This window comes from Nocardia sp. NPDC101769 (assembly GCF_044766925.1).
Lineage (GTDB): Bacteria > Actinomycetota > Actinomycetes > Mycobacteriales > Mycobacteriaceae > Nocardia.
Genome location: NZ_JBIWMX010000003.1, coordinates 227,468 through 245,971 on the forward strand (window position 1 = coordinate 227,468; position 18,504 = coordinate 245,971).

The 18,504-nt window shown below is 67.3% G+C and carries 16 protein-coding genes; 11 read left to right on the forward strand and 5 right to left on the reverse strand.

Annotated elements, in window-relative coordinates; genetic code table 11:
• The first annotated feature begins 32 nt into the window (after nucleotides 1–32).
• Nucleotides 33–1,025 (forward strand): NAD(P)H-quinone oxidoreductase, encoded by a 993-nt coding sequence (locus ACIRRA_RS06905; protein ID WP_402764144.1) that lies wholly within the window; start codon nucleotides 33–35, stop codon nucleotides 1,023–1,025.
• Here ACIRRA_RS06905 and ACIRRA_RS06910 read toward each other — a convergent pair.
• On the reverse strand, nucleotides 1,022–2,227 hold the full coding sequence (locus ACIRRA_RS06910; RefSeq protein ID WP_356996278.1) for a cysteine desulfurase-like protein: 1,206 nt from the start codon (nucleotides 2,225–2,227) through the stop codon (nucleotides 1,022–1,024). The two genes, ACIRRA_RS06905 and ACIRRA_RS06910, sit on opposite strands and share 4 nt — an antisense overlap.
• A 367-nt stretch (nucleotides 2,228–2,594) precedes the next feature.
• On the opposite strand from ACIRRA_RS06910, the gene ACIRRA_RS06915 reads away from it, so the two are divergent.
• The 6 genes from ACIRRA_RS06915 (at nucleotide 2,595) to ACIRRA_RS06940 (ending at nucleotide 8,407) form a co-directional block, all read left to right on the forward strand.
• A complete protein-coding gene (locus tag ACIRRA_RS06915) occupies nucleotides 2,595–3,191 on the forward strand; it encodes a bacterial proteasome activator family protein (protein WP_356996277.1) in 597 nt (198 codons plus the stop codon).
• 239 nt (nucleotides 3,192–3,430) lie between these two features.
• A complete protein-coding gene (locus ACIRRA_RS06920; protein WP_402764146.1) occupies nucleotides 3,431–4,285 on the forward strand; it encodes an ABC transporter permease in 855 nt (284 codons plus the stop codon).
• A gap of 7 nt (nucleotides 4,286–4,292) precedes the next feature.
• Nucleotides 4,293–5,114 (forward strand): ABC transporter ATP-binding protein, encoded by an 822-nt coding sequence (locus tag ACIRRA_RS06925; protein ID WP_402764149.1) that lies wholly within the window; start codon nucleotides 4,293–4,295, stop codon nucleotides 5,112–5,114.
• A complete protein-coding gene (locus ACIRRA_RS06930) occupies nucleotides 5,111–6,034 on the forward strand; it encodes a glycosyltransferase (protein ID WP_402764151.1) in 924 nt (307 codons plus the stop codon). The genes ACIRRA_RS06925 and ACIRRA_RS06930 overlap by 4 nt, the downstream gene beginning before the upstream one ends.
• A gap of 226 nt (nucleotides 6,035–6,260) precedes the next feature.
• Nucleotides 6,261–7,367: a ribosome small subunit-dependent GTPase A gene (gene rsgA, locus ACIRRA_RS06935; RefSeq protein WP_402764154.1), complete on the forward strand. Its 1,107-nt coding sequence runs from the start codon at nucleotides 6,261–6,263 to the stop codon at nucleotides 7,365–7,367.
• Nucleotides 7,368–7,558: 191 nt separating this feature from the next.
• On the forward strand, nucleotides 7,559–8,407 hold the full coding sequence (locus tag ACIRRA_RS06940) for an SDR family oxidoreductase (protein WP_402764157.1): 849 nt from the start codon (nucleotides 7,559–7,561) through the stop codon (nucleotides 8,405–8,407).
• Nucleotides 8,408–8,601: 194 nt separating this feature from the next.
• Here ACIRRA_RS06940 and ACIRRA_RS06945 read toward each other — a convergent pair whose 3' ends face one another.
• Together ACIRRA_RS06945 and ACIRRA_RS06950 are read right to left on the reverse strand one after the other, a co-directional pair.
• Entirely contained in the window at nucleotides 8,602–10,497 is a 1,896-nt protein-coding gene (locus ACIRRA_RS06945; RefSeq protein ID WP_402764160.1) for a glycosyltransferase, read from the reverse strand.
• Between the two features lie 267 nt (nucleotides 10,498–10,764).
• Nucleotides 10,765–11,268, reverse strand: a complete 504-nt coding sequence (locus ACIRRA_RS06950; RefSeq protein ID WP_402764162.1) for a GtrA family protein — start codon at nucleotides 11,266–11,268, stop codon at nucleotides 10,765–10,767.
• 96 nt (nucleotides 11,269–11,364) lie between these two features.
• On the opposite strand from ACIRRA_RS06950, the gene ACIRRA_RS06955 reads away from it, so the two are divergent.
• From ACIRRA_RS06955 to ACIRRA_RS06965, 3 genes are read left to right on the forward strand one after another with little or no spacing between them, the layout of a single operon-like run.
• Complete coding sequence (locus ACIRRA_RS06955; RefSeq protein ID WP_402764164.1) at nucleotides 11,365–12,336, forward strand: glycosyltransferase; 972 nt, start codon at nucleotides 11,365–11,367, stop codon at nucleotides 12,334–12,336.
• A 50-nt stretch (nucleotides 12,337–12,386) separates the two neighbouring features.
• Nucleotides 12,387–13,937 (forward strand): DUF2142 domain-containing protein, encoded by a 1,551-nt coding sequence (locus tag ACIRRA_RS06960; RefSeq protein WP_402764166.1) that lies wholly within the window; start codon nucleotides 12,387–12,389, stop codon nucleotides 13,935–13,937.
• Nucleotides 13,934–14,965 carry a hypothetical protein gene (locus tag ACIRRA_RS06965; RefSeq protein WP_402764169.1) on the forward strand — a complete coding sequence of 344 codons (1,032 nt, stop codon included), beginning with the start codon at nucleotides 13,934–13,936 and terminating at the stop codon, nucleotides 14,963–14,965. The genes ACIRRA_RS06960 and ACIRRA_RS06965 overlap by 4 nt, the downstream gene beginning before the upstream one ends.
• A gap of 21 nt (nucleotides 14,966–14,986) precedes the next feature.
• Here the strand turns inward: ACIRRA_RS06965 and rfbB are convergent, their stop codons facing one another.
• Nucleotides 14,987–15,991: a dTDP-glucose 4,6-dehydratase gene (gene rfbB, locus ACIRRA_RS06970; protein WP_402764172.1), complete on the reverse strand. Its 1,005-nt coding sequence runs from the start codon at nucleotides 15,989–15,991 to the stop codon at nucleotides 14,987–14,989.
• 434 nt (nucleotides 15,992–16,425) lie between these two features.
• Between rfbB and ACIRRA_RS06975 the strand changes: the two genes are divergently transcribed.
• Entirely contained in the window at nucleotides 16,426–17,130 is a 705-nt protein-coding gene (locus tag ACIRRA_RS06975; RefSeq protein ID WP_402764175.1) for a hypothetical protein, read from the forward strand.
• 170 nt (nucleotides 17,131–17,300) lie between these two features.
• Here ACIRRA_RS06975 and ACIRRA_RS06980 read toward each other — a convergent pair whose 3' ends face one another.
• Nucleotides 17,301–18,329, reverse strand: a complete 1,029-nt coding sequence (locus ACIRRA_RS06980; RefSeq protein ID WP_402764177.1) for an alpha/beta hydrolase — start codon at nucleotides 18,327–18,329, stop codon at nucleotides 17,301–17,303.
• Nucleotides 18,330–18,504 lie beyond the last annotated feature (175 nt).

Consider the following 18,504-nt stretch of genomic DNA (forward strand, 5'->3'; position numbering starts at 1 on the left):
AATCGGTGAGCTCCGGCCGTACGCTCGTTTTCATGTATGCGGTGACGCTCGACGGATTCGGTGGGCCCGAGGTCATGAAATGGGCGCAGGTGGACGACCTGCCCGCGCCCGGACCGGGCGAGGTTGCGATCGATGTGGTGGCCGCGGGGGTGAATCGCGCGGACCTGCTGCAGCGCCAGGGTTTCTATCCGCCGCCGCCGGGAGCCAGCGAGATTCTGGGCCTCGAAGTGTCCGGGGTGGTCGCGGAAGTCGGTCCGGGCGTGCGGGATTGGCGGGCCGGGGATCCGGTGTGCGTGCTGCTGTCCGGCGGCGGCTACGCCGAGCGGGTGGTCGCGCCCGCGACCCAGCTGCTGCCCGTGCCGGAGGGACTGGATGTGGCCGCGGCGGCGGCGCTGCCCGAGGTTGCGGCCACGGTGTGGTCCAACCTGGTGATGACCGCGGGCCTGCACAGCGGGCAGTTGCTGCTGATTCACGGGGGCGGCAGCGGAATCGGCACCCACGCCATCCAGGTGGCGCGAGCGCTGGGCGCGCGGGTCGCGGTCACGGCGGGTTCCCAGTACAAGCTGGACCGGTGCGCCGAATTGGGTGCGACGGTGCTGATCAATTACCGCGAGCACGATTTCGTGACCACGCTGCACAGTGAATATCCGGGCGCGGACATCATTCTCGACAATATGGGCGCGGCGTATCTGGAGCGGAATGTCCAGGCGCTCGCCGAGGACGGGCACCTGGTGGTGATCGGCCTGCAGGGCGGGGTCACCGCGGAATTGAATCTGGGCGCGTTGCTGGGCAAGCGAGGATCGATTCACGCCACCAATCTGCGGCGCCGCCCCGAGACCGGGCGCGGATCGAAGTCGGAGATCATCACCGAGCTGCGCCGCCACCTGTGGCCGCTCATCTCCGACGGGACCGTCGTGCCGGTGGTGTCGGCGGAGGTGCCGGTCACCGACGCCGCCGAGGCCCATCGCCTGCTGGATTCCGCCGAGACGGTCGGCAAGGTGATCCTGCAGATCCGCGAGCTCTAGGTGTCCAGCGCCGCCAGCGCGCGGCCCAGCTGGTCGATCTCGAATTTCGTTGTGTAGGGCGCGAGTCCGACGGTCACGGCGCCGCCTTCATCATTGACGCCCAGCGCGTCGAGCAGGCGGCTGCCGCCGTGGGAGCCGCTCAGCGTGCCGATGCGGGCGTCGGCCAGCTTGGCCGAGACCTTCTCGGCCTGCGTGCCCGAGATGGTGAAGCTCACCGTCGGGATGCGGGTGGAGGCGCGGCCGATGACGGTCAGGTTGGGGATGGTGTCGAGCACGGACATCAGGTGCTCGAAGAGATGGTCGTGATAGTCCTGCAGGGACGTGATCGACAGTTCCAGGCGCTCGCGCCGGGTGCCCTCGGCGCGCTCGTCGAGCGAGGCCAGGTAGTCGATGGAGGTGGTGAGGCCGGCCAGCAGGGCGTACTGGTGGCCGCCCACCTCGAGCCGTTCCGCGCCCTTGGCATATGGGTTCAGCGACATGGACGGGATGCGGTCCAGGAACGCGGGATCGCGGAAGACCAGCGCGCCGATCTGCGGACCGCCCCAGGCGGGCGCGCTCAGCGCGATCACGTCGGCATTGAGTTCGTCGATGTCGAGAAGCGCGTAGGGCGCGGCGCCGAAACAGTCGGCGACCAGCAGGCCGCCGACCTCGTGCACGCGGTCCGCGGCCACCCGCACCGCGGGCGCGGAGCCGACGATGGGTGAAGCGGCGGTCAGCGCTACCAGCCGGGCAGTGGGTCCGATCAGCTCCTCGAACTGCCAGGCCGGCATCTCGCAGGTCTCGATCTCCACTTCCGCCCAGCGCACGTGCGCGCCATAGCGATTCGCTATCCGCAGCCACGGCGCGACATTCGCCTCGTCATCCAGACGCGACAGCACGATCCCGGTGCCCAGACCCAGCCGGGAGCTCAGCGATTCGGCCAGCCAGGCCAGCAGCACCGCGCGATCGGGTCCGAGCACCACGCCCGCCGGATCGCCGCCGACGAGGTCGGCAACGGCCTCGCGCGCGGCCTCCAGGATCGCGGCGCTGCGCTTGGCCGCGCCGTGCCGATTGCTGTGCGAGAAGGCGGAGGTCCGGAAACCTGTTGAGACGGCCCGGGATACCGAATCCGGGACCAGCATGCCCGCTTGCGGGTCGAGGTGGATCCAGCCGTCGCCCAGGGACGGTATGAGGCCCCGCACCCTTGCGACGTCGTAAGTCATGGTGGCCACTCTAAAGGGAGAGGGCACAACAAGGTAACGGTAGGGAGGGAAGCAACCTTCGAGGACCAGGACGACCTGCGTCTACCGTACAAACTGGACGGGGCTGTATTTGATTTGCCCCTCCGCTTCGCTCCGGGGCGGGTTCGCGGCCCCCGAGGTCTCGATTCTTCCCTCCTCCGCTCCTCCGCTTCGCTCTCCCGCTCCAAGGCGGAGGTCTGTTCCAGCCGCAGTCCAGAATCGAGCGCTCCGCCTCCCCGCGCTTGGCCGCGAACCACCTCGACTTGTCCCTTCGTGTCGCATCTTCGGCGTGTTACGAACTTGGGGCGGCGCTTAGCGGGTTCGGGGGAAGTTCGGCAGGATGGGGGGCATGACGCAATCGGATGGGGTTCCGGAATCCATCGTCGTGATCGGCCCCGAGGGAAAGCCGCTGTTCATCCCGGCGGCGGCGCAGATCGGCGGGGACCCGGTGGAGATCACCGGACAGGTTGTCGGTGAGGATCTTTCGGGCGAGTCGGGCGACGCGCACGACAAAGAGGAGTCGCTCGCCGACATGGTGGAGCAACCAGCGAAGGTCATGCGCATCGGCACCATGATCAAGCAGCTGCTCGAAGAGGTCCGGCACGCACCGCTGGACGACGCCTCCCGCACCCGGCTGCGCGAAATCCACCGCACCTCCATCCGCGAGCTGGAAACCGGCCTGGCCCCGGAACTCCGCGAGGAGCTCGAGCGGCTGGCGCTGCCCTTCACCGACGACACCGTCCCCTCCGACGCGGAACTTCGCATCGCCCAAGCCCAGCTGGTGGGCTGGCTGGAGGGTCTGTTCCACGGCATCCAGACCGCGCTGTTCGCTCAGCAGATGGCCGCGCGCGCCCAGCTCGAGCAGATGCGCCAGGCGCTGCCCCCGGGCATGAGCCACGGCGACTCGCGCGGCCAGCAGAATCCCGGCGGCGGCCAGTACCTCTGAATCAACTGTTCGGACGCGTACGCCGTGAGTTCGCGGCACAAGCGCGGGGAGGCGGAGCGCTCGTTCTGGTCTCCGGCTGGAACAGACCTCCGCCTTGGGAGCGGGGGAACGAAGCGGAGGAGTGGAGAAGGGAAGAACGAGACCTCCAGCGCCGCGAACCCGCCCGTAGCGAAGCGGAGGGCAAAATAATTCGGCTAAGGTCGGGTGCTGTGCCTGCTGCTGCTCCCCCCGACTCGGCGATGACCGACGTGCGCCCGGACAATGAACCGGTACCGCTCGTGTCGGACTCCCAGTCCTTCGGTCGCGCATTCAAGGATTTCCGCGACGGATTCTCCCAGCGTGAGCTGTGGCTGGCGCTCGGCTGGCAGGACATCAAGCAGCGATACCGGCGCTCGGTGCTGGGTCCGTTCTGGATCACCATCGCCACCGGTTTGCAGGCGGCCGCGATGGGTGTCCTCTACGCCACCCTCTTCGGGCAGTCGCTGAGTTCCTATCTGCCCTATGTGACTGTCGGCCTGATCGTCTGGAATGTGATCAATGCCAGCATTCTCGAGGGCTCGGATGTCTTCATCGCCAATGAGGGCCTCATCAAACAGCTGCCGTCGGCACTGAGCGTGCACGTGTACCGCCTGGTGTGGCGGCAGTTCCTGTTCTTCGCGCACAACCTGATCATCTACGTGGTGATGGTGGCCGCCTTCAGCATCTGGCGGCACCTGCACTGGTCGGCCCTGCTCGCGATTCCGGGTCTGCTGCTGCTGTTCCTCAATGCCATCTGGGTGACGATCGTGTTCGGCATCTTCAGCACCCGCTACCGCGATCTGGCGCCGATCCTGGGCAGCACCACGCTCATGCTGTTCGTCCTCACTCCGGTCATGTGGAAGACCTCGTCGCTCTCGGGCACCGCGAGCGATCGCGCCAAGCTGGCCGAGCTCGTCCCCACCTTCCACTATCTGGAGATCGTGCGCGCGCCCCTGCTGGGCGACCCGATCCACCTGCGCAGCTGGGTGGTGGTGCTGTCGATCACCATCGTCGGCTGGATAGTCGCGATACTGGCTATGAAGAAGTTCCGTTCCCGAGTCCCCTACTGGGTGTGAAGGCTCAATGACCGACCATGTGAGTATCGAGACCCAGAACGCGTGGGTGGAATTCCCGATCTTCGACGCCAAATCCCGATCGCTGAAGAAGGCGGTGCTCGGTTCGGCCGGCGGCGCCATCGGGCGCAATCAATCCGATGTGGTGGTCGTCGAGGCGCTGCGGGATATCACGCTGTCGCTGAAGGAAGGCGATCGAGTGGGCCTGGTCGGCCACAATGGCGCGGGCAAATCCACACTGCTGCGGCTGCTTTCGGGCATCTACGAACCGACCCGCGGCAGCGCGCGCATCCGCGGGCGGGTGGCTCCGGTCTTCGATCTCGGCGTGGGCATGGACCCGGAGATCTCCGGCTACGACAACATCATCATTCGCGGGCTCTTCCTCGGGCAGAGCCGCAAGCAGATGCTGGCCAAGATCGACGAGATCGCCGAGTTCACCGAATTGGGCGACTATCTGGCGATGCCGTTGCGCACCTACTCGACAGGTATGCGCGTCCGCCTGGCCATGGGCGTGGTCACCTCGATCGATCCGGAGATCCTGCTGCTCGACGAGGGCATCGGCGCGGTCGACGCGGAGTTCATGAAGAAGGCCCGGGTCCGGCTGCAGGAATTGGTCTCGCGCTCGGGCATTCTCGTCTTCGCCAGCCACTCCAATGAATTCCTGGCGCAGCTGTGCGATTCCGCGATGTGGATCGATCACGGGCAGATTCGCATGCAGGGCGGCATCGAGGATGTCGTGCGAGCCTACGAGGGCCCGGAGGCGGGTGATCACGTGGCGCAGGTGCTGCGGGATCTGGAACGTGAACGTGAACCGGAACGGAATCCCGCATGAGTGAACAGTCCGCCCCCGTCTACGGCGATGATGCGCACATCGTCGCCATCGTGGTCACGCACAAACGCCGGGAGCAGCTGGCCGAGTCACTGAAGGTGCTGGGCAGCCAGACCCGGCAGATCGACCACTTGATCGTGGTGGACAACGGCAATGAAGCCGAGGTCGGCGAGCTGGTGAAGCAGCAGCCCATGGAAACCACCTATGTCGGTTCGGAACACAATCTGGGCGGCGCGGGCGGGTTCGCACTCGGCATGCTGCACGCGCTCACCATGGGCGCGGACTGGGTGTGGCTGGCCGATGACGACGGCCGTCCCGACGGGCCGGACGTGCTCGCCACACTGTTCGATTGTGCCAAGCGGCACGGGCTGGTCGAGGTGTCGCCGGTGGTGGCCGATATCGACGACCCGGATCGGCTGGCCTTCCCGCTGCGCCGGGGCGTGGTGTGGCGGCGGCTGCGGTCGGAGCTGGGTGACGAGGACTTCCTGCCCGGGATCGCCTCGCTGTTCAACGGGGCGCTGATCTCGGCCGAGGCCGTGGACAAGATCGGTGTGCCGGATCTGCGGCTGTTCGTGCGTGGCGACGAGGTGGAGGTGCACCGGCGGCTGGTGCGTTCGGGGCTGCCGTTCGGCACCTGCCTGCAGACCGCGTACCTGCACCCGAACGGATCGGCCGAGTTCAAGCCGATTCTGGGCGGCCGCATGCACACCCAGTACCCGGACGATCCGATCAAGCGGCACTTCACCTACCGCAACCGCGGCTACCTGATGGCGCAGCCGGGCATGCGAAAACTGTTGCCGCAGGAGGTCGCCCGTTTCGGATGGTTCTTCCTGGTGCAGCAGAAGGATCCGGCCGGGCTCATGGAGTGGCTGCGCCTGCAGCGGATGGGCCGCCGCGAGCAGTTCGACAAGCCGAAATCCTGACCCGGAAAATACGTTGCACCGACGGGGACAGCCTGACAAGGTTGTCCCCGTTCTTGTTCGGCGCGGTCACCACGGTGACGGCATGAGGAGAGATGGGAGGTGGAGTTACGTGACGACGGCAGTGCGGATTGCCGTGCCCGGGCGAGTGTCCGCCCCACGCGCATCCACCTCGAATTCCTCTCGCTGAGTCCGTGATTCGGGCTCGGCCCGTCAAAGGACTCCACACATGTCTTCGGTCGATTTCGACCTGCTCGTTCCCTATGGCTGGAACGCCACCCTCGCCGCCGACTACCTGCCGCTGCCGGGTGACGATCTGATTCCGGCCCGCGTGATCCGCATGGATCGCAGTGAATGTGATATCGCGGCACCGCTCCCCACCGCCGACTACCAGAGCCGCCTGACGGCCGCGGTGGTGCGGGCCCGGCTCCCCCGCTCGGACTCCGAGGTCAGCGGGCTGTGCACCGGCGACTGGGTGGCCATCGACGCCGGGCGTACCGTACGCGCCCTGCTGCCCCGCCGCACCGCCATCGTCCGGGCCGCCGTGTCCGGGCAGCCCGATGCCCGCGCCAAATCGGCCGATCAGGTGCTGGCCGCGAACGTGGACACCGTGCTGGTGTGCACCGCCGGCGACGGGGATGTCGATCTCGGGCGCATCGAGCGGCTGCTCGCGCTGGCCTGGGAATCCGGCGCCCGGCCGACCGTGGTGCTCACCAAAGCCGATCTGGCGCACGATATTCCGATCGACGCCGTACGCTCCGCCGCGCCCGGTGTGACGGTGCTGGCGGTCAGTGCCGCCTCCGGGGCCGGGATGGACGTGCTGATGCCGCTGCTGTTCGGCACGGTCGCGCTGATCGGACCGTCGGGTGCGGGCAAGTCCACGCTCGCCAATGCGCTGCTCGGCGCGAAGGTCTTCGCCACCGACGCGGTGCGGGCGGGCGACAAGCGGGGGCGGCACACCACCGTGCACCGTGAACTACGCCCACTGCCCGGCGGCGGCACCCTCATCGACACCCCGGGGCTGCGGTCGGTCGGGCTCTGGAATGCCGCCGAGGGGCTCGCGCGGACCTTCAGCGATATCGAATCCCTGTCCGCGGACTGCCGTTTCGCCGACTGCGCGCACGAGACCGAACCGGGTTGCGCGGTGCTGGCGGCCATCGATGCGGGAGCCCTGCCCCGGCGTCGCCTCGACAGCTACCGCAAGCTCGGCCGCGAGAACGACTGGCTGGCCTCCCGCACCAACGCCCGCCTCCAGGCCGAGCGCAAGAAGGTGTGGAAGGACATCAACAAGAGCCAGCGGCGCATGTACAAGGAGCGCGGCGGCAAGCAGCACTGACCGGCGCGGCGCCCGGGGTGGCGGTATGACCACCCTGGGCGCTGCCTGGACGCACAGCCAGCTATATGCACCTTGTTGCATAGAGCCGATATCTGGCTTAATGTCCGAGATGCGAGAGTTCCGCCCCGCCGGGTCACCCGGGCGCGGATGATCGGACACGGGGCGACACAACAGCGGACAGGAGCGGATCCATGACCGAAGCATCGAAGCAGCTGGCGGGCCGGACCATGATCATGTCGGGCGGGAGTCGCGGCATCGGGCTGGAGATCGCCAAGCGGGCGGCGGCCGACGGCGCGAACATCACCATCATCGCGAAAACCGATGCGCCACATCCGAAATTGCCCGGCACCATTCATACCGCGGCTGCCGAACTGGAGCAGGCGGGCGGCACCGTGCTGAAGTACCTGGGCGATGTGCGCGACGACGAGGCGGTGGCGGACGCGGTCCGGCAGACCGTCGAGCGCTTCGGCGGCATCGACATGGTGGTGAACAATGCCTCGGCCATCGATCTGTCCCCCACCGAGTCCCTGCCGATGAAGAAGTACGACCTCATGCAGGACATCAACTGCCGGGGCAGTTTCCTGCTGTCCAAGCTCAGCATCCCGGCGCTGCGGGAATCCGCCGAGGCCGGTCGCAATCCGCACATCCTCACCCTGTCGCCGCCGCTGAACCTGGATCCGAAGTGGGCGGGCACGGCACTGGGCTACACCATCGCCAAGTACGGAATGTCGCTCACCACACTGGGTTTGAGCGAGGAACTGCGCAAGTACGGGATCGGCGTGAACTCGCTGTGGCCGCGCACCACCATCGCCACCGCGGCGGTGAAGAACCTGCTCGGCGGCGAGGAGATGGTCGCCACCTCACGCACGCCGGACATCTACGCCGACGCCGCCTACCTGGTGCTCACCTCGCCCGCCAAGGACACCACCGGCAACTTCTTCATCGACGACGAAGTCCTTGCCGCACACGGCATCACCGATCTCGACAAGTATCGCGTGGTGCCCGGCGACGGCCCGCTCACCACGGACCTGTTCCTCTGACCCCGCGCGGCTGCCTCGGCTGAGCTCGCTCAGCCGAGGCCGTTGGCCCGCGAGGCGGGGAGTTCGTCCAGCATCGGGTCGTGATCGGCTGGACGGCCACCGAGGGTGGCGGTCCGGAGCAGCCCGCGCCACTGAGACGAAACACGGCCCGGGACACGGGGTCCCGGGCCGTGGTCCCTCGAATATCTTGGCCTCTAGTCGATTCCGTAGAGGCGTTCCCAGTTCTCGCGACTGGTGAGTTCCGGCATGGCGGCTCGCCAGCGGCGCTGCAGGTCGGGGAGGTCCTTGCGGAGCTGACGGAGCACGCGGACGGTGCGGAGCAGCAGGCGGCGGGCGGTTTCCCTGTCGCGCACGCGGACCCGGACGCCGGACTGGGAGGCGTCGGTGACGACCACGTGGTTGAACAGGCCGACGTGCCACCAGTGGGCGTCCTCGCGGGTGACCGCGACCGGGCCGGGGATGACGCGGCCGGTCCACTGGTTGAGGGCGCGCTTGTAGAGCACCAGCAGCGGGTGGCTCGGCTCGCCGCCGGCGCGGCGAACGTGCAGGTGCGCGTTCGGGACCGAGGAGGTGGCGGCCGGATGCTTGACGGTCTCCGGGTAGTCCGAGCGTGAGCCGCGGGCCTTGGCCAGCGCCTCGATACCGCCGTCGCGCAGGATCTCCGGACCCCGCAGGTAGTCCTCGATGCCCTGCAGGGTGGTGTGCGCCAGGCCGTACTGCATGCCGACCAGGTACTCGCCGATCTCCCGGAGTAGCTGGCGGGTAATGGATTTCCCGTCCAGGTCGTGGTGCAGCGAGGAGACGATGAGCGAGTTGCGCGAGGAGAAGTAGCGCGCCCAGTCGTCGAAGTCCTTCCAGTAGAAGTCGGCGTGCCACACCGCGGCGTTGGGCAGGGTGACGGTGACGAAACCGTTCTCCCGCGCGCGCAGGCCGTATTCCACGTCGTCCCACTGGAAGAAGATCGGCACCGGCAGCCCGATCTTCTTGACCACCTCGGCCGGGATGAGGCAGGTCCACCAGGCCTGGTAGCCGGCGTCCACGCGGCGTTCCTGGTGCTTCTTGAGCATGGAGGTGTTGCGCAGCGCCTTGGCCACCTTCTGGCCGTGGCGCAGCTTGCCCAGATTCGTCTCCTCCGCACCGACATTCAGGTAGTCGGGGTTGAACAGGAACAGCATCTGCGCGCCCACCAGGGTGGGTTCCACGGTCAGATTGGCGAAGGCGTTGAGCCGCAGCACCGTTTCCGGCTCGCACAGGATGTCGTCGTCCATGAGGATGACGTCGGCGTGCTCGTTGGCGCCCGACACCTCGTAGAGGCCACGCGTGAATCCGCCCGCGCCACCGAGATTCGGCTGCCGGATGTAGCGCAGCCTGTCGCCGAACTTCGGCCGGGTCTCGGTGAACAGCGTCTGGTCCTGCACCAGGTCGGTGCCCTGGTCGACCACGTAGACGGCGTCGATGAGCGACAGCACGGTGGTGTCGGAGGCCAGGGCCGCAACGGTATTGGCGCAGTCCTGGGCGCGGTTGAAGGTGCAGATGGCGATGGCCACCGGGCGCACCTGTTCGGGCGCGGCCGCGCTCCACTCCAGATCGGTGATCACGGCCTCGCCGCCGAGGGCCTCGATCTCCAGCCACAGCGCGCCGCCGTCGATGTACATGTCCAGCGGTGCGCGCAGCACCACCCGGCCGGTCTCCTTGACCACGGCGGTGTCGACCACCCGGCGGTGTCCGGCGATATCGGACGCGGCCAGCCGGATCCGCACCTTGCCGGTCGCCTCGAGGGTCATCCCCACCTCGACCTCGGTCACCGTGGTCCAGCGCTGCCAGTAGGCGGCGGCGAAGCGCCCGAAGTAGGTATTGGTGTTGACCGACGCACCCTTTTCCAGGCGTAGCGTCTGCCGCTCACGGGTGACCTTGCCCTTGGCGACCGCGTACAGGTCGTCGCTGATCTTCGGCGCGGGTCCGCAGAAGATGCCGCGGGCCAGCACCAGCCGCTCCGGCGTGGTGAGTTCCGCGATCAGCGTGGCGGGAGCCTCCTCGACGTTCTCGCGGTCCTCGGTTTCGGTCACGGCCTGCCCAGCCGACGCATCCATGAATCCCTCGACATCCTTTGAATACTTAAGACACCGGCTCATCCGACGTGGTCGCACCGCCACTGTCACTGTCTTGCTCGGCGGGGCGAGAATATCAGTGCCTATTGGCCTCCGCTTCGCTCCGGCGGGTTCGCGGCCCTGCAAGCTCGATTCTTCCCTCCTCCGCTCCTCCAAGGCGCAGGTCTATGGAGCCGTTCGCTCCCCCGCTCCGAGCGCGGGGAGGCGGAGCGCAGTCCAGAATCGAGCCGGGCCGCGAACCTTCGGTGATCAAGCGTCATTCGTTCCAGAGGATGGATTGGTGAAGACGAATTTCCCGTAGGCCCAGAATCGGAAGCCCATGGCCACCGCCTGGCCGATGAGTGTCCCGGAAACGTTGTCCGCCAACGGACTGTCCTGCCCGAGAACGTAGCGTGAAAATCCGAGACACCCCAGCTGCAGGCCGATGGCCAGCACATTCAGCAGCGCGTAGACGAGGATGTGCCGCGCCCCGGTATCGCCCCGGTGATCGGAGTAGGTCCACCACTTGTTGCCGAAATAGGTGACCACCGTGGCCACCCCGATGGAGATGATCTTGGCGACCAGCGGGGCGTGGAACAGAGGGCCCTCGCCGCCGAGGAAGACCAGCAGGTTGTAGGTGCCCGCATCGACCACGAAGCCGATCGCGCCGACCACCAGAAATGCCCCGCCCCGCTGCAGCAGGGCACGGACCTTGCCGGTCAGAGAGGCATTCGGGGTGGGTTCATCCACCGCCGTGGACTCGTTCGCAGGCACCGGCCGACGGTACCGTAACCCGCCGCACCCCTATACCTGTGAAGGTCGGGTACCCTCCCGGTGTTCATATTCGCCTCCGATCAGAGGATTGACCGGGTGGACTCCACCGAGCTTCGTATTGCCGCCATTGTGCCGTGCCACAACGAAGAGGCCGCCGTCGCAAAGGTCGTCACCGACCTCAAGGCCGCCGTCCCGGGCATAGTCGTCTACGTCTACGACAACCTGAGCACGGATGCGACCGCCGAGAAGGCGCGCACGGCCGGGGCGATCGTGCGGACCGAGAACCGCAAGGGCAAGGGCAATGTGGTGCGGCGCGCCTTCGCCGACATCGAGGCCGATGTCTACCTGATGGTCGACGGCGATGACACCTACGACGCCGCCGCGGCCCCCGAGATGATCCGCACCCTGCTGGCGGGTCCGTACGACCACGTGCTGGGCGTGCGCCGTGAGGTCGAGGCGGGCTCGGCGTACCGGGCCGGGCACGAGACCGGCAACAAGATCCTCAATGGCGTGGTGGGCAAGGTCTTCGGTGAGAACGTCGAGGACATGCTCAGCGGCTACCGGGTCTTCTCCCGCCGATTCGTGAAGTCCTTCCCGGCGGTGTCGCGGGAGTTCGAGATCGAGACCGAGCTGACCGTGCACTCGCAGCACCTGGGGGTCCCCCAGACGGCGGTTCCGGTCGGTTTTCGTGATCGGCCCGCCGGCAGCGAATCCAAGCTGCGCACCTACAGCGACGGCTTCAAGATCCTGCGCCTGATCATCGGCCTGGCCCGGCACGAGCGACCGGTCGCCTTCTACGGGCTGTTCGGCACGCTGGCCTGGATCGTCTCGGTCATCCTCATCACGCCGATCGTGATCGAGTTCTATGAGATTCACCAGGTCCCGCGGTTCCCGACGCTGTTCCTCGGCTTCACGCTGCTGCTGCTCGGCAGCCTGGCCTGGACCGCCGGCCTGATCCTGGACGGCATCCGTCGCTCCCGGCACGAGGCCGCCCGCCTGATGTACCTGCGTTATTCGGCGGTCGGCGAGACCGGCCCCGATGCCCGGCCGGGCGGTTCGCCGCGATGACGGTGCGGCTTGCCGGGCAGAATCCCGACGGCAAAGCAGAATCGGACACCGTGGTTACCGAAGTTGACGACAGCACGACCATCACGACACCGGAACCGGCCGCTCCCGCGCCGAAGACGGCGGGGCTGCGGCGCGCGGTGATCGGCGTCGAGCGGCGGTTCGGTTCGGCCGCCGTGGTTTTCGTGCTGATCGCCGGCATCTTCGGCGCGGTGTGGTCGGTGCTGACGCCCCCGTTCTGGGGCCACGACGAGATCACCCAGTTCGGCCGGGCCTACCAGGTCGCGCACGGCGGCTTTCTGCCCGAGAAGATCCACGACGATCGCGGCCCGGCGTGGGGCGGCGACGTGCCGGTCAGCATCGACGCGCTGATGAACTACGCCTTCAACGACTATCAGGACAATCCGGATGAGCCGGAGCCCATGGTCGCGGATCCGCACGCCTACGACCAGCTCGGCGGGGCCGCGGTCTCCGATCAGACCAAGCAGGTGTGGTTCACCAATACCGCTGCCTATTCCCCCGTTCCGTACCTGCCGCCCGCCGCGGGCATCCGCATCGCCGAGACCTTGGACCTCAGTGTCGGCGGCATGGTGCTGGCCACTCGCTGGGCCGGGCTGATCGCCTACCTGGTGATCGTCGGTTTCGCGCTGCGCGTGCTGCGCGGGCACCGGGTGCAGTGGCTGGCCTTCACCGTCGCGGTGCTGCCCATCGCGCTGTTTCAGGCCGGGACCGTCACCGCGGACACCGTCACCAATGCGCTGGCCCTGCTGGTGTCGGCGCTGGTGGTGAAGGGCCTGTTCCTCGGCGAGCGGCTCACCCGGCCGGAGACGGTGGCCGCGCTGGCCACCACCGTGCTACTGCCGGTGTGCAAGCCGACCTATGTCCTGATCGCCATGCTCACCGTGCTCATCCCGGTGCGCCGCTTCGGCTTCGGCGGCACCGAGCGAATCGCCGTGTGGCAGCGGGTGCTGCCGTGGGTGGCCGCGGGCGTCGGCGCGATCTCGTTCGCGGTGTGGATGAAGATCGCCGCCCCGACCGGTGACGGCATGAGCCTGATGCGGCCCGAGAAGCAGTGGGGCACGGTGCGTCCGGGCGACCAGCTGCACGGCATCCTCACCGACCCGGTGCACTTCCTGCAGATATTCGGCGACAGCATCGCCCGCCGCGACCAGCTCTGGTTCACCCAGTTCTTCGGCGCGCTCGGCTTCTCCTATGTCGAGGTGCCCGCGCTCACCATCCTGGCGAGCCTGCTGGCCTTCACCATGAGCATCGGTGCGGCCGAGCGCTTCCCGGCGCGCGGTGCGGACCGCGCGCGCACCTGGCTGGTGCTGCTGACCGTCGCGGCCAGCGTGGCCATGATCTACGTGACGCTGTACATGTCCTTCACGCCGGTCGGTTACTTCATCATCGACGGGGTGCAGGGCCGCTACTTCGTGCCGCTGGCGGTGCTGGGCCTGGCGGTGGTGCTGCGCTGGATGCCGCTGCGGCTCACCGACGCCGCGGGCCGGGTCCCGGTGCGCGGCGCGGCGATCACGGTGGTGACGGCCACCTCGGTCGCGCTCATCGCAGCGGTGATCAAGTATTCGACTATCGTCTGGGGATGACCCGCTGGGGAGTCCGATGGCATCGATGGTCACGGACGCGGCGAATTGCCGTGGTGTTGCTGATCATTGTCGCCATCCTGCTGACTCCCGTCGCGGCGGCCGCAGTGTTCCTGCGCCTGCAGGACGCCGGCACCCTGCGGGACGATACCCGCACCCGCGGCCACGACGCCGTCTGGCTGGGGCACGCCTGGGTCGACGGCCGTAAATCCGACGCCGATATCGCCCAGCTGGGAATTCTGCTGGCGGAGACCGGAATCAAGGATCTCTACGTGCACACCGGGCCGCTCGACAATGACGGCACGCTGTCCCCCGGGCTCTATCCACAGGCCCGCTGGTTCCTCGGGGCCGTGCATCGGACACTGCCCGGAATTCGCGTACAGGCGTGGCTCGGAGATGTGCTCACTCCCGAATTCGACGGTCTGAATGCCGATGATCCGAGGACTCGCGATCATGTCGTCACGACATCGTCGCAGGTACTCGATCTCGGATTCGACGGTATTCACTTCGATTTCGAACCGGTGCGCTCGGGATCGGGCGGCTATACCACCATCCTGGATGAGGTCCGCGCCGTCACTTCGGCCCGGCACGCACTGCTGTCGGTCTCCGCTCCGGTTATCGATCCGCTACCCGGATTGCATTCGCTCGGCGTGGCCTTGTTCGATCACGGGAAATGGTGGTCACAAGCCTATTTCGCGGAGGTTGCCCGGCGGGTGGATCAAATCGCCGTCATGTCCTATGACACCGCCATGCCGACCCGCGCACTGTACGGCGGATATGTCGCCCAGCAGACCGGTCTGGCCCTGCAGGTCACGCCGCCCGGCACGGATCTGCTCATGGGGCTGCCCGCCTTCCGGGCCGAGAACCCGGCCCATCACGGTGCGGCCGAGACCGTCGCCGCCGCGCTGCGCGGCGTGCGCCTGGGGCTGGGCCGCACCGCGCGGGACCGCGGGGCATTCGGGGTCGCGCTCTATGTGGATTTCGCGGCCACTCAACAGGATTGGGCGGATTACCGGCAGGACTGGGCCTAGTTCGCGGTCCGGCCGCAGCGGCTAGATGACCTTTTCGCCCGCGGCGATGTAGGCGGATTCGGTCTCGGCTTTCTGTGGACGCCACCAGGATTCGTTGTCGCGGTACCAGTCGATGGTGGCCGCGAGGCCCTGGCGGAAATCACGGTACCGCGGCTCCCAGCCGAGTTCGGTGCGCAGCAGGGAGGCGTCGATGGCGTAGCGCAGATCGTGGCCGGGACGGTCGGTGACATGATCGAAATCGTCTGGGGCACGGCCGAATGCCTCCAGGATCAGCTCCACCACGGACTTGTTGTCGCGCTCGCCGTCCGCGCCGATCAGATAGGTCTGACCGATGCGCCCGCGTTCCAGGATTTCCCAGACCGCGCTGTTGTGGTCGTCCACGTGGATCCAGTCGCGCACCTGGTGACCAGCGCCGTACAGGCGGGGGCGGACACCGTCGATGAGATTGGTGATCTGCCGCGGGATGAACTTCTCCACATGCTGGTATGGCCCATAGTTGTTGGAGCAGTTGGAGATCGTGGCCCGCACCCCGAACGACCGCACCCAGGCGCGGACCAGCATGTCGCTCGAGGCCTTGCTGGCCGAGTACGGACTCGACGGGTTGTAGGGGGTGTTCTCGCCGAATGCCGAGGGGTCGTCGAGTTCCAGATCGCCGTACACCTCGTCGGTGGAGATGTGGTGGTAGCGCACCTGATGGCGACGCACCGCCTGGAGCAGCGAATAGGTGCCGACAATATTGGTCTGGACAAACGGCCACGGGTCGGCCAGCGAATTGTCGTTGTGTGATTCGGCGGCGAAATGCACCACCGCGTCCACACCACCCACCAGGCGGTCCACCAGCGCGGTGTCGGCGATGTCGCCGTGCACGAACTCGATTCGGTCCGCGACCGGGTCGAGTGAGGCGCGGTTGCCCGCATAGGTGAGTTTGTCCAGCACGGTGACATGCACGCCGGGACGTGCAGTCACGGTCTGGTGAACGAAGTTCGCGCCGATGAACCCGGCGCCGCCGGTTACGAGCAGTCGCACAAGGAAACACTACGTCGGCCGGGGCGTCCGCCCGCGATGGGTACGGGAAGTTGCCTTCTTTACACCAGCCGGGCGGTCGTTGTGCGCGGAATCGGACATCCGGTTGAAACAAACGCACGTAATTGAAAGGCGGCCGCTCGGTCGAAATCTCGCAATTCCACGGTCCTTCCGCGACATTCGTGCGACCAGCGTCACGACTATCCACACGACGTGTGTGACCTTCCTCACACAGACTGCTCCGGGTAACGATCGGGCGGATCGTATATCTGCGTCAAAACCTTTCCCTTGCAGCGCGTTTCCACTACCTTGCAGACCGCACGATCGACTTGGTGAACAAAATTTGAACGGACGGACACGATGGGTTCACCGCTCGTTAGCTGTTCTCCATTTCGATTCGTCGTGTCCCCCCGAGCTCTTCGATGAGGTTTCTACAAATGCTGATGAGGAAATTCGCCGCCACCGCAGCGCTGGCCGTCGCTGCCCTTGGCATCACCGCCGGTACCGTGAACGCTGCTCCGGCCGCCGATGACAACAACGCGATCAACTACGCCGTGACGCAGGATGGCAGCACCAGCACCCTGCACACCGACGGTGGCTCGCTGGTCATCGAGAACGGCAACCTGGAGCTCAAGGCCGCCAACGGCACCGTTGTTGCCGGCATGCCGCTCTCGTTCCGGGTCGACAACTTCTCGTTCCCGATCGCCGCGCAGATTAGCGACGACCACACCGCGACCGTCACGCCGCAGTTCGACCTGGACCACGCGACCTACGCGCCCAAGGACGTCGCCCTCCCCTACGAGGACCAGGCTCCCTGGAAGTCGGACTACGACCGTGAACAGGCTGCCTGGAACCGCTTGAAGGACACCATCTCCACCGGCGCCACCATCGGCACCGTGGTCGGTGGTATCGGTGGTGCTGCCCTGGGTTGCGTCATCGGCGGCGTCGTGTTCGCCACCGCCACCGCCCCGCTGGCCACCATGTTCGGTGCCGGCCCGCTGGCCGGCTGCCTCATCGGCGCCTCGACCGTCGGCTTTCTGGGCACCCTGGCCGGCCAGGTGTTCGTGACCGCGCCGGTCGCGATCGCCGCCGCGATCCAGTACTTCTCCACCATCAACGAGCCGCACATCCAGTCCAAGTAAGCGGCCCGCTGCATCACGAAACCCCCGCCCGGATCATCCGGGCGGGGGTTTCGCCGTTCTCCTGGAACCACTGCGGCGAAACAGATGTGGGGCCCGAGATCGGCGCCCCGAGCCCCACATCATCAATCAGGCTGCACCCCACCCGAATCGATCGGGCCGCACCCGTCCGATCACGCCGTGCGGGCGACCTGCCCGGCCTCGATGCGGTCGCGGACGAAGCGGGCCACGTGGGCCAGGGCGGCCCGGCTCTCCGGCATGGCGGGGAAGATGGCCATGAAGGCGTGTACCTGGCCGCGCCAGATCTCGAGCGTGGCGGGCACGCCGGCCTGGGCCAGGCGCTGGGCCATGATCTCGCTGTCGCGGCGCAGCACCTCGTCCTCGGCGACGATGAGCAGCGCGGGCGGCAGGCCCGCCAGCACATTGTTGACCGGCGACAGCCGCGGATCCAGGCGGCCGTTCACCTCGGCGCCCAGCTTGATCACCGATTCCAGTGTGGACAGCGGAATCAGCGCGTCGCGGCGGTAGTTGGGGTGGGCGCGCTTCTCGGTGCAGTCCAGATCCAGTGCGGGGCACATCCCGACCAGTCCGGCGGGGACGGGCAGCCCGGCGTCGCGGGCCCGCAGGGCGGTCGCGAAGGTCATGTAGCCGCCCGCGGAGTCGCCGGCGAACACCACCTTCGAGGCCGGGACGCCGTGCGCCAGCAACCATTTGTAGGCCGTCAGGCAGTCGGCGACGGATCCGGCGATATCGGTCTCGGGCAGCTGCCGGTACTCCACGCTCACCACCGGCAGCCCGGTGCGCCGGGCGATAGCCGCGACCACGGGGCGGTGGGTGTCGAGCCCGCACAGAAAGAAACCGCCGCCGTGCATGTACAGGACCGCGCCGTCGCGCAGCGCCTTGCGGGCCCCGGCCGGCCGCACGATCTCCATGCGGAAGCCATTGAGCCGCACCTGTTCCCGCTCCACTCCCCGCGGAGCCGGGCGCAGCTTGGCCAGGCTGTTGATGACGGTGCTGGCCACCGGCATGGATGCCACGGTGACCGGCACCAGCTCGCCGGCCGGACGGATCATGGTGCGAGCCACCACTGTCAGGGCACGGGCGGCGGCACTGGTCCGGTTCGGGTTCTGGACGGGGACGTCCTCGTGGGCCGTTTCGTTGACAGGCCGTTCGTGAGCCATCGCGGGCCGTTCGTGAGCCATCGCGCACCTACCTCGTTGTTGGCGCGCCGAGCCGTTCGTCCGGAGCGACCGATACGTTGGCTCGGCACCCGGCGCGCGAGAGTCGGCGCTGACATCTCACATAGCGTTGTTTCAGAACACCATGAGAACGTGACCTACGCAACAGTTATCGCCGTATTGGCGTCACCGTAAACGC

Bases quoted from the DNA above. Each gene is read 5' to 3' on its own strand.
- ACIRRA_RS06915 (WP_356996277.1), top strand. From the start codon at position 2,595: ATGACGCAATCGGATGGGGTTCCGGAATCCATCGTCGTGATCGGCCCC.
- ACIRRA_RS06930 (WP_402764151.1), top strand. From the start codon at position 5,111: ATGAGTGAACAGTCCGCCCCCGTCTACGGCGATGATGCGCACATCGTC.
- ACIRRA_RS06920 (WP_402764146.1), top strand. From the start codon at position 3,431: ATGACCGACGTGCGCCCGGACAATGAACCGGTACCGCTCGTGTCGGAC.
- ACIRRA_RS06945 (WP_402764160.1), bottom strand. From the start codon at position 10,497: ATGGATGCGTCGGCTGGGCAGGCCGTGACCGAAACCGAGGACCGCGAG.
- ACIRRA_RS06965 (WP_402764169.1), top strand. From the start codon at position 13,934: ATGACCCGCTGGGGAGTCCGATGGCATCGATGGTCACGGACGCGGCGA.
- rsgA (WP_402764154.1), top strand. From the start codon at position 6,261: ATGTCTTCGGTCGATTTCGACCTGCTCGTTCCCTATGGCTGGAACGCC.
- ACIRRA_RS06925 (WP_402764149.1), top strand. From the start codon at position 4,293: ATGACCGACCATGTGAGTATCGAGACCCAGAACGCGTGGGTGGAATTC.
- ACIRRA_RS06910 (WP_356996278.1), bottom strand. From the start codon at position 2,227: ATGACTTACGACGTCGCAAGGGTGCGGGGCCTCATACCGTCCCTGGGC.
- ACIRRA_RS06980 (WP_402764177.1), bottom strand. From the start codon at position 18,329: ATGGCTCACGAACGGCCCGCGATGGCTCACGAACGGCCTGTCAACGAA.
- ACIRRA_RS06940 (WP_402764157.1), top strand. From the start codon at position 7,559: ATGACCGAAGCATCGAAGCAGCTGGCGGGCCGGACCATGATCATGTCG.
- ACIRRA_RS06975 (WP_402764175.1), top strand. From the start codon at position 16,426: ATGCTGATGAGGAAATTCGCCGCCACCGCAGCGCTGGCCGTCGCTGCC.
- ACIRRA_RS06905 (WP_402764144.1), top strand. From the start codon at position 33: ATGTATGCGGTGACGCTCGACGGATTCGGTGGGCCCGAGGTCATGAAA.